Source organism: Nocardia aurea, assembly GCF_003123685.1.
Taxonomy (GTDB): Bacteria; Actinomycetota; Actinomycetes; order Mycobacteriales; family Mycobacteriaceae; genus Nocardia; species Nocardia aurea.
Genome location: NZ_QCYJ01000103.1, coordinates 700,756 through 722,967, shown reverse-complemented (window position 1 = coordinate 722,967; position 22,212 = coordinate 700,756). Strand labels below are relative to the sequence as shown.

General features: G+C 68.9%; 14 protein-coding genes. 4 read left to right on the top strand and 10 right to left on the bottom strand.

Annotation, left to right across the window (positions count from 1 at the left end; genetic code table 11):
- Positions 1-108 precede the first annotated feature (108 nt).
- Positions 109-6,645 carry a type I polyketide synthase gene (locus DAT37_RS24430; protein WP_109527125.1) on the bottom strand — a complete coding sequence of 2,179 codons (6,537 nt, stop codon included), beginning with the start codon at positions 6,643-6,645 and terminating at the stop codon, positions 109-111.
- 331 nt (positions 6,646-6,976) lie between these two features.
- Here DAT37_RS24430 and DAT37_RS24425 point away from each other — a divergent pair, with 331 nt between their 5' ends.
- Positions 6,977-7,657, top strand: a complete 681-nt coding sequence (locus DAT37_RS24425) for an SGNH/GDSL hydrolase family protein (protein WP_109527124.1) — start codon at positions 6,977-6,979, stop codon at positions 7,655-7,657.
- Here DAT37_RS24425 and DAT37_RS24420 read toward each other — a convergent pair.
- Positions 7,654-8,292: a TetR/AcrR family transcriptional regulator gene (locus tag DAT37_RS24420; RefSeq protein WP_109527123.1), complete on the bottom strand. Its 639-nt coding sequence runs from the start codon at positions 8,290-8,292 to the stop codon at positions 7,654-7,656. The two genes, DAT37_RS24425 and DAT37_RS24420, sit on opposite strands and share 4 nt — an antisense overlap.
- 260 nt (positions 8,293-8,552) lie before the next feature.
- Here DAT37_RS24420 and DAT37_RS24415 point away from each other — a divergent pair, with 260 nt between their 5' ends.
- The 3 genes from DAT37_RS24415 to DAT37_RS24405 all read left to right on the top strand — a co-directional run bounded on the left by DAT37_RS24415 (position 8,553) and on the right by DAT37_RS24405 (position 12,426).
- Positions 8,553-9,989, top strand: a complete 1,437-nt coding sequence (locus DAT37_RS24415; RefSeq protein WP_109527122.1) for a DHA2 family efflux MFS transporter permease subunit — start codon at positions 8,553-8,555, stop codon at positions 9,987-9,989.
- 205 nt (positions 9,990-10,194) lie between these two features.
- Positions 10,195-10,701 (top strand): hypothetical protein, encoded by a 507-nt coding sequence (locus DAT37_RS24410; protein WP_109527121.1) that lies wholly within the window; start codon positions 10,195-10,197, stop codon positions 10,699-10,701.
- A gap of 222 nt (positions 10,702-10,923) precedes the next feature.
- Positions 10,924-12,426 carry an FAD-binding protein gene (locus tag DAT37_RS24405; protein ID WP_232839960.1) on the top strand — a complete coding sequence of 501 codons (1,503 nt, stop codon included), beginning with the start codon at positions 10,924-10,926 and terminating at the stop codon, positions 12,424-12,426.
- A 150-nt stretch (positions 12,427-12,576) separates the two neighbouring features.
- Here the strand turns inward: DAT37_RS24405 and DAT37_RS46465 are convergent, their stop codons facing one another.
- The 8 genes from DAT37_RS46465 to DAT37_RS24365 form a co-directional block, all read right to left on the bottom strand.
- Positions 12,577-12,822 (bottom strand): S1 RNA-binding domain-containing protein, encoded by a 246-nt coding sequence (locus DAT37_RS46465; RefSeq protein ID WP_109527119.1) that lies wholly within the window; start codon positions 12,820-12,822, stop codon positions 12,577-12,579.
- 641 nt (positions 12,823-13,463) lie between these two features.
- Positions 13,464-14,315 carry an ATP phosphoribosyltransferase gene (gene hisG, locus DAT37_RS24395; RefSeq protein ID WP_109527118.1) on the bottom strand — a complete coding sequence of 284 codons (852 nt, stop codon included), beginning with the start codon at positions 14,313-14,315 and terminating at the stop codon, positions 13,464-13,466.
- 63 nt (positions 14,316-14,378) lie between these two features.
- Complete coding sequence (locus DAT37_RS24390; protein WP_109527117.1) at positions 14,379-14,642, bottom strand: phosphoribosyl-ATP diphosphatase; 264 nt, start codon at positions 14,640-14,642, stop codon at positions 14,379-14,381.
- Positions 14,643-15,438: 796 nt separating this feature from the next.
- Positions 15,439-17,241 (bottom strand): choline/carnitine O-acyltransferase, encoded by a 1,803-nt coding sequence (locus DAT37_RS24385; protein ID WP_109527116.1) that lies wholly within the window; start codon positions 17,239-17,241, stop codon positions 15,439-15,441.
- Between the two features lie 171 nt (positions 17,242-17,412).
- Complete coding sequence (locus tag DAT37_RS24380; RefSeq protein ID WP_198654402.1) at positions 17,413-18,240, bottom strand: class I SAM-dependent methyltransferase; 828 nt, start codon at positions 18,238-18,240, stop codon at positions 17,413-17,415.
- A gap of 34 nt (positions 18,241-18,274) precedes the next feature.
- Positions 18,275-19,135, bottom strand: a complete 861-nt coding sequence (locus DAT37_RS24375) for a HalD/BesD family halogenase (RefSeq protein ID WP_109527114.1) — start codon at positions 19,133-19,135, stop codon at positions 18,275-18,277.
- A gap of 181 nt (positions 19,136-19,316) precedes the next feature.
- Positions 19,317-19,988, bottom strand: a complete 672-nt coding sequence (locus DAT37_RS24370) for an HAD family hydrolase (RefSeq protein ID WP_332873349.1) — start codon at positions 19,986-19,988, stop codon at positions 19,317-19,319.
- Between the two features lie 169 nt (positions 19,989-20,157).
- Positions 20,158-21,828, bottom strand: a complete 1,671-nt coding sequence (locus DAT37_RS24365; protein WP_109527113.1) for a serine/threonine-protein kinase — start codon at positions 21,826-21,828, stop codon at positions 20,158-20,160.
- Positions 21,829-22,212: the final 384 nt, after the last annotated feature.

The following is a 22,212-nucleotide window of genomic DNA, read 5'->3' as shown; positions in this document are numbered from 1 at the left end:
CTTTCTGACGACCCGGCGCCGTCTCGTCGACGACGCCGGGTCAGGGGTGAGATGACGAACTGTGCCGCCGCCGCCCGCTGCGATGCCCGGGGCGCGGCGGCGGCCGACCTACCCCAGGCTCGCGGGGTCGCTGTCGAAGAACTCGAACAGTTCGTCGTCGGCGGCGCTGCCGAGTTCGGAGATCACGGCATCGTCTTCCTCGCCCCGCACGGCGCGCAGGAGTTCGTCGAGGCGGTCGGCGATATCGGTCCGCTCGGCACCGCTCAGTGCCGCTGCCGCGAAACCCGCGGCGACGGTGTCGATCTCGGCGATGATGCGCGCCGCCGCCGCGTCGGCCGGGACGATCTCCTCGCACATGTACCGAGCCAGGATGGCCGGCGTCGGGTAGTCGAACACCACCGTCGTGGTCAGCTTGAGCCCGGTCGCCGACTTGAGTCGGTTACGGAACTCCACCGCGCCGAGGGAGTCGAAGCCGAGGTCGGTGAACGCCTGGCCGGGCCCGATCTCGTCGGGCGAATCGTGCCCGAGCACCGCGGCGGCATGCGACCTGATCAGAGTGAGCATCGTGCGCTCCTGATCCACCGGACTCATCGCGAGCAGGCTCTTCGCCAGCGAAGAGGATTCACCGGCCTCGCCCGCGCCACCTCCGGCACGCCGAGGTGCGGCCCGCAGCAGACCGCGCAGCGGCGGCGGCAGCAGTGTCGGATCGTCGGCGCCCGCGGCCCTGATCGCCGCGAGATCGAGCCGCGCGGCCACCGTCAGCGCCGCACCCGTCGACAGGGCGTTGTCGAACATGACCACACCGTCGGCGGTGTCGATGCCGATCATGCCGTCGCGACGCATGCGCGCCCGGTCGATATCCGACAACTCCGCGGTGATGCCACTGGCCTGCGCCCAGAGTCCCCACGCGATCGAGGTCGCGGGCAATCCGAGTCGCTGCCGGTGCTGGGCCAGCGCGTCGAGGTAGACGTTGGCGGCGGCGTAGTTCGCCTGACCCGGACCGCCGAGCACACCGGCGACCGAGGAGTAGAGCACGAACTCCGCGAGCCCCAGGTCCCGGGTGGCCACGTGCAGGTTCCACGCGGCGTCGACCTTCGGCCGCAGCGCGGTCTCCAGGCTCTTCGGGGTCTGTGCCCCGAACACCGCGTCATCGGTCACGCCCGCCGTATGCACGACCGCGGTCAGCGGGTGTGCCCGCGGGATGTCGGCCAGCAGCGCTGCCAGCGCGTCGCGGTCGGCGACGTCGCAGGCGGCGATCTCGACTTCGGCGCCGAGCGCGATCAGTTCCTCGCGCAGTTCGCTCGCACCCGCCGCCGCCGAACCACTGCGGCTGGTCAGCACCAGGTGACGCATCCCCCTTGCCCGCACCAGGTGACGAGCGATCTCCCCACCGAGCACGCCCGTGCCGCCGGTGACGAGCACCGTGCCCTCGGGATCGAGCGGGGCCGGAATCGTCAGTACGTTCTTGCCGACATGCCTGGCCTGGCTGAGGAAACGGAACGCCTCCGGCGCCCGGCGCACGTCCCAGGTGGTGACCGGAAGTGGGGCAAGCGCGCCGCTCGCGAACAGCGCCACCAGTTCGGTGAGGATCTCGTGCAGCCGGTCGGGTCCGGCTTCCATCAGCACGAATCCGCGGTAGGCGACACCGGGATACTCCCGCGCGATCTTCTCCGGATCACGCACGTCGGTCTGGCCCATCTCGATGAACCGACCGCCGCGCGGCAGCAGCCGCAGGGACGCGTCGACGAAATCGCCCGCGAGCGAGTCGAGGACCACGTCCACGCCGCGCCCGTCGGTCGCGGCCAGGAACTTCTGCTCGAAGTCGAGGGTGCGCGAGTTCCCGATATTCGCGTCGTCGTAGCCGATCTCGCGCAGGGTCTTCCACTTCGGCTCGCTGGCCGTCGCGTAGACCTCGAGCCCGAGGTGCCTGGCCAGCTGGGTCGCCGCCATGCCGACACCACCGGTCGCGGCGTGGATGAGCAGCGACTCCCCCGCCCGCACGCCTGCCAGATCGACCAGCGAGTAGTAGGCGGTGCCGAAGACCGCGGGGACGGCCGCCGCTTGCGCGTAGGTCCACCCCTCGGGCATCGCGGCCACCATGCGCTGATCGGAGACGACGGTGGAGCCGAGTCCGGAGAACAGGCCCATCACCTTGTCGCCGACGGCGAATTCGGTGACGTCGTCGGCCACGTCGACGATGATGCCCGCGCCCTCACCGCCGATCGGCGCGTCCGGATCCGGGTACATGCCGAGCACGATCAGTACGTCGCGGAAGTTCATACCGGAGGCCCGCAGTCGCACCCGCACCTCGCCCGGGCGCAAGGGCTCGCTGTCGGAACTCTCGACCAGCACGATGTTGTCGCCGTGCAGCGTGCCCTTGCCGAGCGAGGTCAGCAGCCACGGCCTGCTACCGACCAGGGCCGATCCGGACGCGCTGTCCGCGCCGGGACGGGCGAGGCGGGGTACGTGCGGCACGCCGCGCCGGAACGCGACCTGCCCCTCGGAACCGCCGAGCGTCGCGGCGACGGCGGCGCGGTAGTCGTCCGCGTCGTCGACGTCGACGAGCTGGATACGGTCGGGCTGCTCGGCCTGCGCGCTGCGCAACAAGCCCCACACCGGCGCCACCGCCAGGTCACCGATCGGCTCGGCGCCTTCGATCGAGACCGCGTGGCTGGTGACCACCACCAGGGTGGCGTCGGCGTTGCGCTCGTCGGCGAGCACGTCCTGTACCCGCCGCAGCACCGTGGTCACCGTGGTGCGCACCGCGTCCGGGCCCGGCACGTCCTCGGTGTCGCCACCGAAGCGCAGCACCACGGCCTTGGCGCTCGCGGTGCTGACCACCTCTTCGTACTCGTTCTCGACGTCGGCGTAGGGCTCCCAGTTCCCCTGTGCCGCTTCGACAACCGGCTGCGGCACCCAGGTCGATGCGTACAGCCCCTCGGCGGCGGCCGGCTTCGCGGACCCGCCGAGCGCGTCGCGTGACATCGCCCGCAGCGACAGTCCGTCCACCGTGACGACCGGTGCGCCCGCCGTGTCGACCGCGGTGATCGACATCCGATCCGTGCCGGTGGCCGCGAGTCGAACGCGCACCGCCGTGGCGCCGACCGCGTGCAGGGTGACGCCCTCCCACGCGAACGGCAACCGGATCTGGTCACCGTCGGTATCGCCGCCGGCGACGGCCATCGCGTGCAACGCCGCGTCGAGCAGCGCCGGGTGGATCCCGAACGCTCCCGCCGCGCCGCGCGCCTGCTCCGGCAGTTCCACCTCGGCGAACAGTTCCTCGCCGCGCCGCCAGACCGCGCGCAGCCCCTGGAACACCGGACCGTAGCCGTAGCCCGCGTCGGCGAGTTCGGCGTAGGGATCACCGATCTCGACCGAGGTGGCGCCGGACACGGGCCAGCTGGCAGGCTCCGCCGTCACGACCGCGGACGCGTCGTCGAGCACCAGCGAGCCGGTGGCGTGCACTGTCCACTCCGCCTGCTCGACCTCGTCGTCGAGCTGCTGGGGCCGCGAGTAGACGGTGATGGGACGATCGTCGCCGGAACCACCGACCACGGCCTGCACCTCGACACCACCCCGCTCGGGCAACACCAGCGGTGCCTGCAACACCAGTTCGCCGATCCGGGGGACGCCGACCTGGGCACCGGCCAGCAGGGCGATCTCCACGAACGCGGTGCCCGGCACCAGGATCGAGCCGCCGACCACGTGATCGGCCAGCCAGGGCTGGGCCCGGGTCGACAACAGGCCGGTCAGCAGCACATCGTCGCCGCCGCTCGCCTGCGTGATCTTCGCGCCGAGCAGCGGGTGATCGACCACGCCGAGGCCGACGCCCGCGACGTCGCCGGTTCCGGTCGGCTTGTCCAGCCAGTAACGCCGGTGCTGGAACGCGTAGGTCGGCAGGTCGACCCGCGCGACCGCGTCCACATCGATGCCCCGGGTCCAGTCGACCGCGGTGCCCGAAGCGTGCGCGGCGGCCAGACCCGCGTAGAACGCGATCGGCTCGTCCTGCTTGGGTCGCAGCAGCGCGGTGGCCACGGCGACGGCCTCGTCGACACCGTCGTTGAGCACCTCGTCGACCAGGGTGGTCGAACTCGCGCCCGGCCCCACCTCGAGGAACACCGTCGCGCCGAAATCATGCGCGGCGCGCACGCCGTCGGCGAAGCGGACCGCCTCGCGGACATGGCGCACCCAGTACTCCGGGGTGCACAGCTGCTCGGGTTCGGCGACCGTGCCGGTGACGTTGGAGACGATCGGGATCGACGGCCGCTGGTAGGTGAGCGAGGCGGCGACCGCGCCGAATTCGGCGAGCATCGGCTCCATGAGCGGCGAGTGGAACGCGTGGCTCACCCGCAGCGGTTTGACCGTGTGTCCGAGCGAGCGCAACTCCGCCGCGATGTCGTCGACGACCTCGGCAACACCCGAGATCGTCAGCGCCGACGGGCTGTTGATCGCGGCGATGGCCACACCGCTCTCGCGGCCGGACAGCAACGGCAGCACCGTCTGCTCGTCCGCACGCACCGACAGCATCGCGCCACCCTCGGGCAGCGCCTGCATGAGCCTGCCACGCGCGGCGACCAGGGTGGCCGCGTCATCCAGCGACAGCACACCCGCGACGTGGGCGGCCGAGATCTCGCCGATCGAGTGTCCGAGCACCAGATCCGGTAGGACGCCGAAACTCTCGGCCAACCGGAACAGCGCCACCTCGACCGCGAAAAGCGCGGCCTGGGTGAAGGCGGTGTGATCGAGCAGCGCCGCCTCGGCGGTATCTGGTTCGGCGAAGACGACCTCGCGCAGCGAACGCCCCAGTGCGGGGTCGAGCCGCGCGCACACCTCGTCGAAGGCGGCGGCGTACACCGGATACCGCTCGTACAGCGCGCGCCCCATGCCGACGCGCTGCGCGCCCTGGCCGGGGAACATCACCGCGGTCTTGGCGGAGCTGCCCGCCACGCCGACCGCCACGTTGGCCCCGGCGTCGGCGGTCGCGGAGTCTTCGACGACCGACGCGGCCGTCTTCAGCGCCGCGATCAGTTCCTCGCGGGTGCTGCCGAGCACCACCGCGCGATGGGCGAACCTGGCGCGCCGGGAGGCCAGCGAATACCCGATGTCGGCGGGCGAGTGCTCGGGATGATCGTCGAGGAAGGTGCTCAACCGGGCGATCTGATCGGACAGCGCGGGCGCGGTGGCCGCGGAGACGACCCATGCCGTCGCCGCGGGCTCGACCTGCTCGACACCGGCTGCCTCGGGCTCGCTCTCCTCGGTGACGGGAGCGGGCGCCTCTTCGAAGATCACATGGGAGTTGGTGCCGCTGATACCGAAGGCGGACACCGCCGCCCGGCGCGGACGGTCGACCTCGGGCCACCGCGTGGCCTCGGTCACCAGTTCCACCGCACCCGCGTCCCAGTCGACCTGGTGCGACGGCTCGTCGACGTGCAGGGTCGGCGGCACCGTCCCGTGCCGCATCGCCATGATCACCTTGATCGCGCCTGCCACACCGGCCGCGGCACTGCTGTGACCGATGTTCGATTTGATCGAGCCGAGCAGCAGCGGCGTCGTGCGGTCCTGGCCGTAGGTGGCCAGCAGCGCGTTCGCCTCGATCGGGTCACCCAGTGGGGTGCCGGTGCCGTGCGCCTCGACGACATCGACGCCGGACGCGGGAATCTTGGCATTGCGCAGCGCGGCTTCGATGACCCGCCGCTGCGATGGGCCGTTCGGCGCGGTCAGACCGTTGGACGCGCCGTCCTGGTTCACCGCGGATCCGCGCAACACGGCCAGGACGGGGTGGCCGTTGCGCTGCGCGTCCGATAGTCGTTCCAGGACAAGCAGTCCGACACCTTCGGACCAGGTGGTGCCGTCGGCGGCGGCCGCGAACGCCTTGGCCCGCCCGTCCGCCGAAATCACGCGCTGACGGGAGAAGGCGATGAACGCCTCCGGTGTCGGCATGATCGTCGCGCCACCGGCCAGTGCCAGCGAACATTCGCCCGACCGCAGCGAATTCGCGGCCTGGTGAATGGCCACCAGCGACGACGAGCACGCGGTGTCCAGCGAGACCGCGGGGCCCTCGAGGCCGAGCGAGTAGGCCACCCGCCCCGACGCGACGCTGGAGGTCCGGCCGATCAGCAACCAGCCGGCCAGACCACTGCGGTCGTCCATGATGGTCGGGCCGTATTCGACCTCGATGATACCGGCGAACACACCGGTATCGGTGCCGCGCAACGTATTCGGGTCGATACCCGCACGTTCGAGCGCCTCCCAGGCGACCTCGAGCATGTGCCGCTGCTGCGGTTCCATCGCCAGCGCTTCACGCGGGCTGATGCCGAAGAAGGCAGCGTCGAAATCGGCGGCGGCTTCCAGGAAGCCGCCGTGCGAGGAGTACGACGTCCCTTCGTGGTCGGGGTCGGGGTGATAGAGACCGTCGACGTCCCACCCGCGATCGGTCGGAAACCGCGAGATCACGTCACGACCGTCGGCGACCATCTGCCACAGATCCTCCGGGGATTCGACGCCGCCGGGATACCGGCAGCCCATGCCGATCACCGCGATGGGCTCACTCGACCGGTATTCCACCTCCTGCAGACGCTGCCGGGTGCGATGCAAGTCGATTGCGGCTCGCTTCAGGTATGCCCGAAGCTCCTCTTCGGTCGCCATTGCGCGTCTCCTCCGATGAACGATGTGATTCGCGGTTCGCCGATTCCGACGCGACTTCGCGTGGATCGCACTCCGACTTGCGCGTTCGCCGTCGATTACTCCGACGGCCGACATCACCCATCGTCAACGGACCTGACACTCGCTGGAACCCCTAGCTTCTCCCCTACTCGCCGCACAACCGTTCGGATGGCCACCTCCCTTCTACCGGGGTAGCGTTCGTCTGGGGCAGGACCGACTTGACGGCTTCCGAATTGCGTGGGTAAATGAGAACGATCGTTCGTTCAGCGTGCAGACGACCGTAATCGGACGCCAAGGGGAGATAGGGCCGGAGATGACCTCGCAGACTTGGACAGAAGAGACCGACCCCGACTGCATCGACGACGCCACCGCGGCGGCGATGCTCGAGGGTGCGCCGTGGCGGCGGCTCGCCGTCGTCGGCGACAGCACCGCGATCGGCCTCGGCGCGCCCTATCGCGGCTACCGCAGGCTCACCTCGTTCGCGCGGATGGCCGATACGTTGGCCATGGCGGTCGGCCCGATCAACTACATGAACCTGGGCACCCCGTGGGCTACCTCACGGGAGGTCGTCGAGGGACAGAAAGACCTGATGGTCGCGTTCGAGCCGGATCTGGTGATGATCTCTTGCGGCGGCAACGATCTGATGACCGAGGCCCCCGACTACGAGGCGATCGCGGCCAATCTCACCGAACTGTTCGACGCGGGCAAGAGCGTCGGCGCACAGACGATGACGATGACCCTGGCCGACGCGTTTCCCGACCAGTCGATGGTGCGCTTTCGGAGCAGTCTGGCGCGGCTCAACGAACTGGTGCGCAAAATCGCCGCCGAGCACGACGCGATCCTGATCGACCTGTGGCATCACTCGGTCGGGCACCGCCCCGACGTGATGAGCAACGACCGGATCCACTTCAACATGTCGGGCCACGCCGTGCTCGCCGCCGAAGCCGTCAAGGCGCTCGCGGCCCGTATTCCGCAGCGGGCCGGCAGCGCTTAACCGATCAGGGCCGGCGCGCGATCCCCGCCGGTGGCGCATTCGCGCAGCAACCGCAGCATCGAGGCACGCGCGCGGTCGAAGACGTCCGGGTCGCCGAGCAAGATCATGTCGGACGCGGCGGCACGCTCGATCGCGGCCAGTTCGAACGCGAGTTGGGCCGGGTCGGTCTCGGCCGAGATCTCGCCGAGTTGCTTGGCCTCGATCACCGTCTGGCGGTGGAACTCGTGCCACTGCCGCCAGACCGACACGATCGCGTCGCGCACCCGTCCCGGCCGTGCGCCGTATTCCGATCCGACCGACAGGAAGAAGCACGCGCCACCCGAACCGATGTCCTCGTTGAGATGGTCGATCCACGCTTCGCACAGGGTGCGCAAGCGGACGAGGCCGGACGGCTGGCGCAGCGCGGGGCTGATCACCGACGCGATGAACTCGGCCTTCGCCTCCTCGATCGCCGCCAGCTGTAACTCCTCCTTGGAACCGAAGAGCCCGAACACGCCGCTCTTGCTGGCGCCGAGCGAGGTTGCCAGGCGCCCGATCGTGAGCCGGTCCAGTCCTTCGACCGCACCGACCCGGACCGCTTCTCGCAGGATGGCACGGCGGGTGTCCTGCCCACGCGCGGTCTGGATATCGCTCATCGACCCGAACTCCTCTCCCGACAAAAGTCCGATACGCCCGTTGTCGTGGCGTATCCATCACCCACGATAGCCGAACAAGCGTGCGGCCAGTTAGTGCACATGGCAACGGCCGAGCCGACACGTCTTGCATGTCCAGAGCACCCGTGCGTAAATAGATGCGTACGAACGTTCGGTTCATCACTAGACTGAGAGGTCGTCATGAACGTTTTCCCCTCCACCGCGCGCCCGCGCGGGCGGTGCGACGATCGGACAGGTGAACGATGACTGACAAGACGCCGACCGAAGTGCCGTCCGCGGTGGAGCCCCGTCGCGTTCTGCTGATCACCGCACTGGCCACCTTCGTGGCCTTCCTCGACATGTCCGTGGTGAATGTCGCGTTCCGCAGCATCGCCGAGGACTTCTCGGACACCTCGCTCTCCACGCTGTCCTGGGTTGTGAGCGGCTACGCCGTGTTCTTCGCGGCGGTACTCACCCCGGTCGGGCGCTATGCCGACCTGATCGGCCGCAAGACGGTGTTCCTGTGGTCGCTGCTCGGGTTCACCGTCGCGTCCGCGTTGTGCGCCGCGGCGCCGACCGTCGAAGTTCTCATCGGCGCTCGCGCACTGCAGGGCATGGCGGCGGGCGGCATGATTCCCGCCGCGCTCGGCCTGGTTCTCGGCGCGTATCCGCCGGAGAAGCGGGTCGCGGCGGTCGCGGCATGGGCGGGCGCCGCGTCGGTGTCCGCGGCGTTCGGTCCCGCGGTCGGCGGCTTCCTGGTGTCGGCCTTCGATTGGCCCGCCATCTTCCTCATCAACGTCCCCGTCGGCATCTTCGCCCTGATCGCGGGCCGCGCCTGGCTGCCCGAGATCAAGGTTCCCTCCTCGGTACGGCCCGATCCGATCGGCGCCATCCTGGTCGCGGTCGGCGTCGGCGCGGCGGTCGTGGGGTTGACCCAGGGCGGGCAATGGGGTTGGACCAGTCCGGCCTTCCTCGGCTGCACCATCGGCGGGCTCGTGTTGCTCGCGCTGGGCATCCTGCGTTCGATGCGCACACCGGTGCCGACCTTCGAGGTCGACCTGTGGCGCAATCGCACCTTCGCCTCGGCGAGCGCCGTCTCCTTCCTGTTCGGCATCGTGATGTTCGCCTGGCTACTGGCGACCCCGCTGTGGACCCTGCTCGTCTGGGACTACTCCGTCTGGGAAACCGGTCTGGCCAATACTCCCGGCGCCTTCACCGCGGCGGTCGGCGCGGCCATCGTCGGCAAGTCCAAGCACCCCGACATCGCGCGCCTCGCGACGATCGCGGGCACCCTCTGCTTCGGCGTCTCGGCGGTCCTGTTCGCGCTCCTGCTCGATGAGACGCCGCGCTTCTGGACGGTGTGGTTCCCGATCGGCCTGCTCCTCGGCCTCGGTATCGGCCTGGTGATGACGGCGGTGTCCAGCGCCGCAGCGACCTCGGTGCCGGAGGAGAAGTTCGCCTCCGGCTACGGCATGAGCACCACCGCCCGCCAGATGGGCGGCGGCTTGGGCATCGCGGCCTTCGCCGCGATCACCACGTCGGTCACCACCGGCTGGCTCGACGGACTGCACACGGTGTTCTGGTTCAGCGCCATCGCGTGCATCCCCGTGGTCCTGGCCGCCCTTCCGATGGGTCCGACCGTTTCGACGCCGATCACCGAGACCATCGCCGAGCCCGCTCCTTCACCGACACAGGCATAACCGCGTCCCTGAGCGGGGCCGCGGATCACTCGGTCGCGGCCCCGCTCAGGTGTTTTCGGGTCACGGCGCGCACCGTGAGCGCCCCGGTACCGCAAGGACGCGTCCAGCCTTCGAACACGGTGGGCACATGGACTGCGCCCGCTCGAAATCCCACGACCGGTCACGGCCGCGAACCTCCGTTTCTCCTACCGATCAGGAGCCTCGTATGTCCACCAAGGAACAGAGCCCGAGCAACGGCGCGAGCAGGCCGCCACTGTCGAAACGAGGTGTCGTCCAGGTCGCCGCGGCGGCGAACGTGGTCTCCGGCACGGCGTCGTTCGCGCTCGCGGCAGACCTCTGGAAACTCGACGACGGCCTGTCGACCCCGCTGCTGTACCTCATCGGAGCACTGTGCTTCGTCGCCGCGATCGTCACGGCGTGGGGCAGCCGCGTGGTCGGCGAGGGGGCATGGATCGTGGGGGTCGTCGCGATCGACGCCGTCGTGACGATCGCCTTCATCGCGACGATGATCCTGTCCTGGAGTCGGATCACACTGTCCGGCGGCTATCTCGCGATGGCCGGGGCCTGCCTCGCGACCCTCGCGTCGCTGGCGACAGTGGCGGTGGCGGTGGGGACCGGCGTGGTGGATGCCCCGGCGAGTCCGGGACACCGGCCGTCGCCGTCACAGAGCAGAGACCCTCGCGGACAGCTCCTTTCGCCCCAGTTCAACTGACCCACTGCGGTTACCTCCTGACCGGGGAGACCTGACGCCACCCTCCGATCGTGAGCGGCCGAGCCGATTGCGAGACAACAGGTTCTGTCGCATCGCGTCCGGCCGCGCCGTCACCGGGTGAGCCGAGGTAGGGGTCGGGTAGGGGTGGCGACGGCACCGGCGGTCACCTGTGATTGCCGTAACACGTTGGTAGACAACGCATTCGCGATACGGAGAGCTGGATTGTCCGAGATTTCCTCGACCGAATCGAATCCCGACCGTAGCGGTACGAGTCGACGTCGTATGCTCGCGGTCACCGCCGCGGTGATCGGCTTCGACATCGTGGCGGGCCAGTGGATCACCCACGGCACCGCCGCGGCGCAATCGCCGTTCGACGATGTGCCGGAACTGGACGGCAAACTCTTCCTGGACAACGGCGCTCGCGCCGGCATGTCCACCGATCGCGGCCAGATCGTCACCAGGATGCCCGCGGCCGTCCTGCGTCCCGGCTCGGCCACCGACATCCAGAAGATGATCCGGTTCTGCTGTCGACGAGGGATACCGGTGAGCGCGCGCGGTGACGGCCACGCCACCCACGGCCAGTCCCTGACCGACGGGCTCGCGATCGAGACCCGTTCGTTGACAGCGATTCACGAGATGTCCGACGACCACGTCGTCGTGGATCCGGGCATCTTCTGGGGTGACCTGGCCGTCGCGACGTACAACGCGCGTCGGCGCACGCCACCGGTGATCCCCACGATCACCAAATTGACCGTGGGTGGCACACTCTCGGTCGGCGGCGCGGGCGCCAACGTCCATTTCGGGCTCCAGACCGACAACGTGCTCGAACTCGACGTCGTCGATGGCACCGGTACCCTGCGCACCTGTTCCGCGACTCAGAACCGGGATCTGTTCGAGGCGGTGCTGGGAGGTCTGGGTCAGTTCGGCGTGATCGTTCGCGCCACCATCCCGCTGATCCCCGCGCCGACACGGGTGCGGGAGTGGCGATTCAACTACCTCTCCACCGCCGATCATGTCGCCGACACCCGCCTGTTCACCCTGCGCGGTGAACTCGACGAGGTGCACTCGGAATGGCTGCCCGGGTCCACCGGCCCGGTGCGGCTGGTGACGGTCGCGAAGTACTTCGAACCCGGCGCCGAACCCGACGGCGGACATTATCTGCGCGGCGGGACGATCCCCGGTCTGCTGGCGATCCAGGAGGACTACGACTGGTTGCCATATCTGCTCCGCAGCGACGCCCTGGTCGATCCGCTCGTGAACCTCGGCTACGACCAACTGCTCAAGCCCTGGTTCGACGTGATGCTGCCCGACTCGGTCGCCGCGGAATTCATCGCCGCGGAATTTCCCGAATGGGCGCCCGAGATCATGGGTCTGGGCGTGATGGACCTGAAAACGGTGCGGCGATCCCGAGTGTCCAACCCGATGTTCCGACTGCCCGCCCCCGACGGCAGCGACCTTTACCACACGTTGAGCGTGCTGCGGACCTCGCTGCGTCCGGGCCCCGACCCCGCCTACGTCGAGTACTGGCTGACCCGCAATCGCCAGATGTACGAGCGGGCACGCGCACTCGGCGCCGTCCGGTACCCGGCCGACTCCCAAGACTTCACCACGGCGGACTGGGCGGCCGAGTACGGCGACCGCTGGCCCGAGCTGGTCGCCCGCAAGCGTCGTTACGATCCCGAGTCGATCCTCGGTATCGGCGTCGACATGTTCGCCGGCGCATAGACGAGTTGTTCCGAGAGGTTGGCGTGTATGGCGGGTCGGTCGCCCGTGTCGGTGGGTGACGGGGTTGGTTGCTTGTCTGAGTAGCTCGGTTTTGTGACCGCATACGATTGCCGGTGTGGGGCCAGTCTGGACCTGGCCCCACACCGGGTGTTATCGAGCGGGAGCGACACTCAGTCGCGGCGGTCCCCATTCCGCGATGCGAACCGGCATCGACTCACCGACCTGTGGGGTCCGGTCCCATGAATCCTTGTGCAGCAAACCATGAATTCCGGGCGCGACCTCGACGAACGCACCGAACGGAACAACCGATACGACGGTCGCGTCGACAACGGCGCCGACTTCGTGCCCGTCCTGGAACGCCTGCCATACGGCAAGCGAAACCTCATGAGAGGACATTGATTTCACCTCCTTTCGCAGTCCCGAGAAATCGTGGGATGCGTTCGGAGGGCGGGCCTCTGGCCCGCGCCACGCTCACCGCGCGGCCGGGAACCCCGTCTGTGTGCGGCTTACAGCCGACCCGGCAGTCACGAGTGCCAGGGTAACAGAGCCGAGCAGGCGCACCGCACGACCACCGTCGGAGGTTCGGCTCTGATCGTTGGAATATTCTGCGCGGCAATCGATTCCGAACGTCGAGCCCGCGATGCACAGCGTCGGACAAGGACCGGATCCCCCGGACCGACACCCGCCCGGCGCATCGCCGGTCAACGGGGCCATCGTCGCCGGCTCCCGAGCCGCATGCCGAAAGCGACGCGAACTTCGCAGCGCCGCGACCGTCGGATCATCGAGCGGATTGCCATCCGAGCCCCCTCCCCACACTCCCAGCCCCGCCCCGCGCGAGCCCGACGAGCGCCCCATTCGCGGCCCGTCTCGCGTCCGACCGATCGAACGCACCCACCACAGGCGCGAGTCTTACGAGCGCCCCGTTCGCGGCCCGTCTCGCGTCCGAGCGGTCGAAGCAATGCGCCGAAGGCGCGAGTCTCGACCGCTCGGACGCGAGACAAAGGGGGCCGCGAACCCGCGGCCCCGGCCGCCAAATTTCAGAAAGCTCGGCAGGACCTGATGTCGGTGGCCAGGATCGCTTTCGCGCCGAGATCGGCGAGTTGGTCCATCACGTCGTTGCCCTGCTTGCGCGGTACGAGCGCGCGCACGGCCACCCACGTGTCGTCGGCCAGCGGCGAGACCGTGGGCGATTCGAGTCCCGGTGTGATCCGTACCGCTTCGTCGAGGAGGTTTCTCGGGCAGTCGTAGTCCAGCATCAGGTACTGCTGGGCGAAGACGACGCCTTGGATGCGGGCGACGAGTTGGTTGCGGGCGCGGTCCTGGTGGTCGGAGCCCTCGCGTTCGACGAGGACGCCTTCGGAGTCGCACAGCACCTCGCCGAAGGCGACGAGGTTGTGTTGGCGCAGGGTGCGGCCCGATCCGACGACGTCGGCGATGGCGTCGGCGACGCCGAGCTGGATGGAGATCTCGACCGCGCCGTCGAGGCGGATCACCTCGGCGCGGATTCCTCGGCGTTGGAGGTCGGCGCGGACGAGGTTGGGGTAGGAGGTGGCGATCCGTTTGCCGTGGAGGTCTTCGACCTTCCATTCGGTGTCGGCGGGGGCCGCGTAGCGGAAGGTGGAGCGGCCGAAGCCCAGTGACAGCCGTTCCTGGACCGGTGCGCCGGAGTCGAGGGCGAGGTCTCGGCCGGTGATTCCGAGGTCGAGTTCGCCCGAGCCGACGTAGATGGCGATGTCCTTGGGGCGGAGGAAGAAGAATTCGACCTGGTTGGAGGGGTCGAGGACGGTGAGGTCGCGCGAATCGGTGCGCCTGCGGTAGCCGGCTTCGGTCAGGATGGAGGTGGCGGCTTCGGAGAGCGAGCCTTTATTGGGGACTGCGACGCGCAGCATGGGAAGAGTGTCCTTTCGGGTGACGGTGTGAGCGGCGTCTCGCCTCGGCGGAGGCCGGGGCCGTCACAGATGTCGGTACACGTCTTCGAGCTTCAGTCCGCGGCCGACCATCAGCACCTGGACCCAATACAGCAGTTGCGAGATCTCCTCGGCGAGTGATTCGTCGCTCTCGTGCTCGGCCGCCAGCCACACTTCACCGGCCTCTTCGAGCACCTTCTTACCCTGGGTATGGACGCCGGCGTCCAGTGCGGCCACGGTGCCTGACCCCTCGGGTCGGGTGACGGCACGGTCCTGCAGCTCGGCGAACAGGGTTTCGAAGTTCTTCACGGGTGACCATTCTTTCAGACCCCCGCACACTCCCCGCACACCGCACCACCCGCCACACACCTCATGAGCGCCACGGTCACTCCGACGCCCGCGGCTCGCGCCCATCCGACGCCCCGGCCGGTCGAGACCCCACCCACCTCAGGCACGAGTCTCGACAGCGGCCCGTCCCGCCCCCAGCAGTCGAAACGCACCCACCACGGGCACAAACCTCACGAGCCCCCGCTCGCAGCCCGTCCCGCACCCGAGCAGTCGAAACGCACCTACCAGAGACACCTGTCTCGCAAAGCCCTGCAAGCGTCCCGATCACTACTCGTCTCACACCCGACCGATCGAAACGCACCCACCACAAGCACGGGCCTTACGAGCGCCCCGTTCACCGCCCATCTCGCGTCCGAGCGGCCGAGGAAACCCCGCCACAGGCACGAGCCCCATCTACAAACACCCCGATCACGGCCCGTCTCACACCCGACGGCCGAACCCCCCACCACAGGCGCGAGCCCGACCAGCGCCCCGTTCGCGGCCCGCCTCATGCCCGACCGATCGAAACGCACCCACCACAGGCGCGAGCCTTACCAGCGCCCCGTTCGCGGCCCGCCTCATGCCCGACCGATCGAAACGCACCCACCACAGGCGCGAGCCTTACGAGCGCCCTGTTCGCGGCCCGTCTCGCGTCCGAGCGGTCGAAGCGCATGCGACGAAGTCGCGAGTCTCGACCGCTCGGACGCGAGACAAAGGGGGCCGCGAACCCGCGGCCCCCGGGCCGCCAAAATCACAGCACCCGCGGCCCCGGCCGCAATCAACTCAGCAGTGCCTCGAGATCGGCGACGGCGGTGCGCAGATGTCCGGCGAAGGCGTGCATCTGGTCGGCGACGGTCTGCGGGGTGGCCAGGTACAGGTTCCAGCGGTCCGGCAGCAGGACGTAGGCGATGCCGATGCAGGTCGGGCTGGTCGAGCCGAAACCGAAGTACTCGATATTGACCGAGGGTGCCGAGCTGGTGCTCAGGTAGTCGTCGCGCATGACCACCCAGCCGGGGCTGTCGTAGAGCGCGATGGGTTCGGTGACTCCGAGTTCCTCGCCCCGGCGACGCTGGATCCACTGCAGTTCCCACAGGTGCTGTTCGGGGGCGTCACCGGATTGGCATTGCCGCGCGCGCTCGACGTGCGCGGTGGCGGCTGCTCGCGCGGCCTCGAGTTTGGCCGCGGTGTCGAGAGCGGGGTTTTCCACGGCGTCGACGAAGGCGATGATCTCCGGGGTCACCACGCGCATGGCCTCGGTGCGGCCGTTGCGGTATTGCCTGGTGGCGATCGATTCGTAGGTGGCTCCGGTGATGCCCTTGCTGCGGCGGTGCGCGAGCTGGTAGCTCAGTTGCGCGAAGGCGTCGGGGGAGATCTTGAGCTGCTTGGCCCGCGCCGTGCCGAAGTTCTCGAACGACACCGTGGTGGTGGCGTTGTCGGCGGCGTATTGCGCGAAGTCGGCTCCCGCGGCGGCGATATCGGCGCGCAACGCGTCGTCGAGTACGAACTCGATCGGCGCGATGGGTGGAGTGCCCTGTTTCTGCGCGCCCGAGTGTGCCGCGTGGTCGGCGGCCGAGGTTTCGAGCAGGGTGTCGACGAAGGACAGGATGGTGGTGCCGTCGAGTCCGCAGTGTTCGATGTTGATGCCCGCCCGGCCGTCTTCGAACACCAGGAACGAGACGGATTTGTCGAACCAGCGGTTGGCGCTGTCACCGTGCAGCAGCTGATCGCAGGCGTGCAGGGTGTCGGTGGGGGTGAGGTCTTCCAGGCAGAGGCAGAACAGCGCGGTTTCGAGGGTGTCGAGCGCGTCGACGTTGGCGGGCACCGCCCGCAGCGCCGCCCGGCTCGCGGCCCATTCGGCCCGCGCTTTGGTGGTCAGGTGCCCGACCCCGGCCTCGGTGCGGGTCGCGCCCGCCTCGCGGACCGCGCGCAGGCCGTCGATCAGGTCCTCCAGCGCGTACGGCGCGCCCTCGGGGCCGATCACGTCCATGCGGAAGATGTTGCCGCGGAACAGCACCGCGATGTGACGCGCGGTGGACGGGCCGGGCGAGTCGTCGCTGTAGGGCACCCGGACGCTGTCCTGCACCTCCCCCGGAATCCGGGTCTCAGAGAACAGGTACTTGTTCTGCCACATCGACAACTGCTGGCCGCGCTGGGTGACCGGCGGGATGGATTCCTCGTCGAGCGCGAGTTTGTAGTCGACGGCGGCCGAGACGATGGCGGCGGCGCGTTCCACCTGGGTCGCGCCGGTGGATGCCGCGAGCACGGTGTCGTCACGGAACAGGAAGAAGAAGTTGGCGTTCAGGGCGATCCGGTCGCGCCTGCCCAGGTACCGGGACGGCCAGAATCGGTCGAGCCAGCTGCCGACGCCGGGGGTGGCGTCGTATTCCCGCAGTTCCGCGTGCAGGGTGCGGGCGGGGCTGTCCGCGCGCAGCAGGTCGTCGACCGCCGCGCGGGTGGTGGCCAATTCGTCGTCGTTCAGCAGCGGGGCGCACCATTGCAGGAAGCGTTCGGCGCTGTCCTCCAGGGTGGGCAGGGGTACCCGGGGCAGTTGGTCTTCGGCGGCGAAAGTGCGGTCACTCAAGTCGGATTCCTCGGGGACGTGGGATGGGTTCGGAGAGACTGCGGTGGGTCGGCGGCCGTTGGCACGGCACACCGATTCCACTACAGATCCTCGGCCTACGGCCGAAGTTTGGGAAGGGGTGCGGCGCGTGTCGTCCGCCGCAGCCGTGCGGCCTGTCGCCGTGCGGTCCGCTCAGGCGTCCTCGTGCGAGCCGACCAGCGGGCGTGAGATGTGCAGACCGGCGTAGAGCCAGCCATCCGATTCTCTTCCCGCGGTGTCGATTCCCCTGTCCGCCAGCGTGTCGAGCACCTGATCGCGTTCGTCGGCCGAGGCGAATCGACGTTGTTCGAACAGGCCGGGCACCTGTTCGGTGCGGTAGCCGAGCGCGGCGAGTTCCTCCGCGATCGGCGCGAAATCGAACATCCGCAGGACGAAATGCGCCATCCACGGCCTGCGGTGCGGATGGGCGGTGGCGATCCGCGCGAGGGTTTTCTCGGTGACGTAGCCGATGCATCCGGTGGAGACGACGATATCGGCCGAGGCGAGGACCTCGCGCTGCTCGTCGGTCGGTTCGGCGGCCTCGAGGTCGGCGTGCACCGTGTCGTGCAGGAAGCCGGCTTCTCGCGCGTAGGCCAGTGCGGGCAGCGCGGCGTCCATTCCGAGGAACCGGAGATCGGCGTACCCGTCCGCGCCCACCAGCCGGGCGCGGTCCTCGGCGATCAAGCTGTCGCGGTCGGATTCCGAAGCGCCACGGTAGTGTTCGGCCAGTTGGTCGATACTCGCACCGAGACGTAACAGCGCCGCGTTGACGCCGTAGGAGCAGCCGATATCGAGCACGGTCGGCGCCCGGCCGCGCGCCGACGCGCGATATTCGCGGATCTGCTGTTCGAAGAAGGGCTTTGCCAGTTCCGGTATCCGGTAGTTCAATTCGGACATCCGGGCGTAGTACTCGCGGGGATCGTCTCGGTCGTAGATGTGGTCGAAGGAGGCTTTCCCGGTCGTATGTAACGGCACTGGCACGCGTGTGGTCCTCTCGGTCGAGCGCGATGATCGGCTAGTCGAGTAGCCGGTCGCCGCGGACAGCGTCGGCCGCGGCTAGATGGTCGGGTAGCACCCGGCCGAACAATTGGCGGGTGCGTTCGACGGTGCCGATGACACCGGGCCGGTCGGTATAGGCGAAGATCGCCGAATGTCGTTGGTCGCCACCGGTTACCGGGGACACACGGTGCAGGGAGAAACGTCCGCGGAACAGTTGCAGATCGCCCGGACGCAGGTCGAGACTTCGGATGAGCCGCTGCCCCGAACCGGTCAGGACATCGCGCACGTCGTCGAGGTTCTCGGCGTGCGGTGAGCGGATGTTCGGGCAGTACTCGAAGATTCCGCCGGATTCGGCGGGTCGGGTGAGCATGCTGACGGTGAATTCGTTGGTGTCGAAATGCCAGGGATGCGACATTCCCGGCGCGACCACGTTCAGGCACAGTCCGGCGAGCGGGTCGGCGAATTCGTACAGTTCGGCGAGACCGAAGCAGTCGGCGACGAAGCGCTGGAATTCGGGGCTGGTGTAGAGCCGGTGGATCAGGGCGTCGGCGGGAATGCGGTCGCGGGGAACGAAGGCGTTGCCTCGTTCCAGCACGATTCGGCCCGGATGTCGCTGCGGGAGTTCCGAATCCAGCGGGATGTTGTAGGCGTTGACCCGCTCGACCTCGTAGTAGGCGTGCGGCGCTATGGCCTCGCCCTGCTCGCGCAGGATCTCGATCAGCGCGGGCCGGATGAATTCGCGCAACACCGTGCAACCGGATTCGTCCAGTTCCGCCCGCGCGAGCGCCACGGCCTCGCGTCGGCGCGCCGATTCCGAATCGGTGAGGGGATACCGTGCGACATCGATGATCTCGTCGAGAACCCCCGTCGTTGCCATAGCGTTATTTTGTCCGAGACCGCGCCGACACGCCCGGGATTCCGAAAAAGTAGCCGGTGACTACAGTCACAGACAAAATTCTGGACCACTCGTGTTGCGCCACAGCGACTCTCGGCGCGACAGAGCGCGGATCTCCCTGTCCCGGCAGCGGAATCCGGTCGGTCGATATGCGACGAGGTCGTCAGATCCTGGCGTGGAGAGCGTGTTTCAGGTCCGACAGCGACAGCCCGGTCAGCGACTCCCGGAAGATCCGGCCCGGCGCGGGCGGCACGGCGATCTCGCACGGGACGACGATGACCGCGCATCCGGCCGCCTGCGCCGCCATGGCGCCGGTCGGCGAATCCTCCACCGCGACGCATTCTTTCGGATCGACTCCGAGCAGTTCGGCGGCGCGCAGGTACACGTCGGGTTCCGGTTTGCCCTCGGGAACCTCGTCACCGCAGACCGAGACATCGAAGTAGTCGCGGCCGAGCGTGTCGAGACCGAATTCCGTGAGCGACCGCTTGGTATTGGTGACCAGCGCCGAGGACAGGCCGGAGGTGCGCACGAGTGCGAGCGCGTCCTTGGCCCCGGGACGCCACGGGATCGGCCCGGTCATCAACTCGGTGACGCGGACCTCGAGGAAGCGCCCGGCCGCGAGTATCGCCTCGGCGGTCGGTTCGACACCGAGGCCGGTGAAGAGCAGGCGCAACGCGTTCGGACCCGAGGCGCCGATGAGCGCGTGGCGGAGTTCGTCGGTCATGACGCCGCCGAGTTCGACCGCGAGCTCACGGACGCCGATATCCCACAACTTCTCCGAATCCAGCAGCGTCCCGTCCATATCCCACAGAACCGCGGCGAGTCGCGCTGTCACCGGTGTGCTTCTCCTTCGATACCCGATCCGGGCAGGCGGCGGCCGAACCCGGGCAACGATCGCGACGGCGCTCGTACCAGCGGCGATCTGTTCCCGACCAGCCTAACCGGCCGACCGACCCGGCGGCGACCACCGGGCGGGCTCGCGAGATGTGGGCGCCGTCACCGGGTCAGGTACTCGACGCGGAAATCAGCAGGCGGCCACCTTCGGAGGACACCCGGAACCATCGGCTCTCCGTCGACGTGCTGCCGTCGGTCTTGACGTAGGTGAGCGAGGCCGTCGCGCCCTGACCACCGTCCGGGGTGACGCCGTTGACGCGCACCGAACGGATCGACGACCAGAACGAGGAATAGGCGTTGTAACCGCCGGTCTGGGATTGATACGACGGACTCAACTGAGCCCATGCCCCCGAGATGTTGCCGGGCAACATGCCGTAGTACCCCTGGATGAACGCCGCGACCTTGTCCGGCGTCGGCGGACCGCTCGGCGTGGTCGGGGCGGGCGTGGTCGGCGGCGGGGCGGTCGTGCTCGACGGCGGTGGCGTGGACGCCGACGGCGGGGCGGACGGAGACGAACTCGCGGCGGGCGGGGCCGCGGGCGCGGTCTGCGGCGGTTGCTCCATGATCGAACCGTCGCCCGGGCCGGAGGACGGCGCGACCGGGGCGTTGGTCGACTCGCCACCGGTGGGCGGGGCCGCGGTCGAGGAATCGTCGCCGCCGTTCTGCACGGTCACGATCAGGGCGATGACCACCAGCAGCGCCACCACGACGGCCGCGCCGACACCGAGCAGTTGTTTGTCCGGTCCGCGCGGATTCGAGCCGCCGAGGCCGGCGAGCGTGCCGCCCGGCCGGGTCGGAGGCGGTGGCGTCGGACTGGACATCGGCACGAATTCGGTGGCGTCGGTGGAATTTCCCGATGATGTCCCGGTCGCCGATGTGCCGAGTACGGCGGTCGCGCCCGCGTCCCCGCCGGGCGCGGGCAGGATGGCGGTCACCACCGGCACGGAGGAAAGTTCCGGGACCCGGCCCGCGGCGACGGCTTCCAGCGCCTCCTTGGCCTCCCGCATGGTCAGCCGCGCCTCGACGGTCCCGGCCAACAGCCGCATCAGCACCGGGCCGAGCGGTCCCGCGTTACGCGGTGCCGCCACCTCGCCGCGCGCGACGGCGTGCAGGACCGCGAGCGGGTTGTCGCCCTCGCCGAACGGCGGCGAACCCTCCACCGCGGCGTAGAGCGTGGACCCGAGCGCGAAGACGTCGGACGCGGGTTCGGGATCCTCCCCGCGTGCCACCTCGGGCGCGAGATAGGCGGGGGTGCCAGCGAGGAATCCGGTCGCGGTCACGGTCACGTCGCCGACGGCGCGCGAGATGCCGAAATCGGTGATCTTCACGGTGCCGTCGTCGGCGACGAGCAGATTGGCGGGTTTCACGTCGCGGTGCATGATGCCCGCGGCGTGCGCGGCGGCCAGCGCGGCCGCGGCCTGTGCGCCGATGCGGGCGACCTCGATCGGCGGCAGGGTGCGTTTACCGGAGAGTTTGGCGGCCAGGCTCGGCGCATCCATATACTCCATCACCAGCCAGGGCTGGCCGTCCTCCTCCGCCACGTCGAAGACGGTGATGGCGTTGGGGTGGTGCAGCCTGGCCGCGATCCTGCCCTCGCGCATCGCCCGCAATTTCGCCTCGAGCGCCTGGGAATTCGACAGGGTGGAGGCGAGCAGCAGTTGCTTGACCGCCACCGTGCGGCGCAACCGAACGTCGGTGCCGCGCCACACCACTCCCATGGCTCCGCTGCCGATCGGGTCCGCGAGCCGATACCTTCCAGCGATCAACCGATCCGCCGTCATGTGGTTGTGCCCTCCTGCGCCACGCCGAGCCATCCAGCACTACCGCGCGTCAGGAACCTCCTGTGGCCTTCGAAAATCCTACGCGCCGTAATGCTTTGCACCCACACACTCCAGCGTTAGCATCCGCCGACTGCTCCGGATGCAGTTGCAACAGTGTCGACAATGACATACCCACCCGACAGACATCCAGCCATGCCCCCGTCGAGAGGCGAACCGGCCGCCCGAACAGCGCGGGCCCGTTCGCGCACCCACCGTACCGGCCGGTAGCCATCGTGGTGCGATATTCGTTCGACACCAGGGCATTACACGCCCGCGACCGCGCCGCCAACCACGCGAGACGGCGCGGCGATCCGCGAACGGGCGACGGTGATCACGATCACAGTC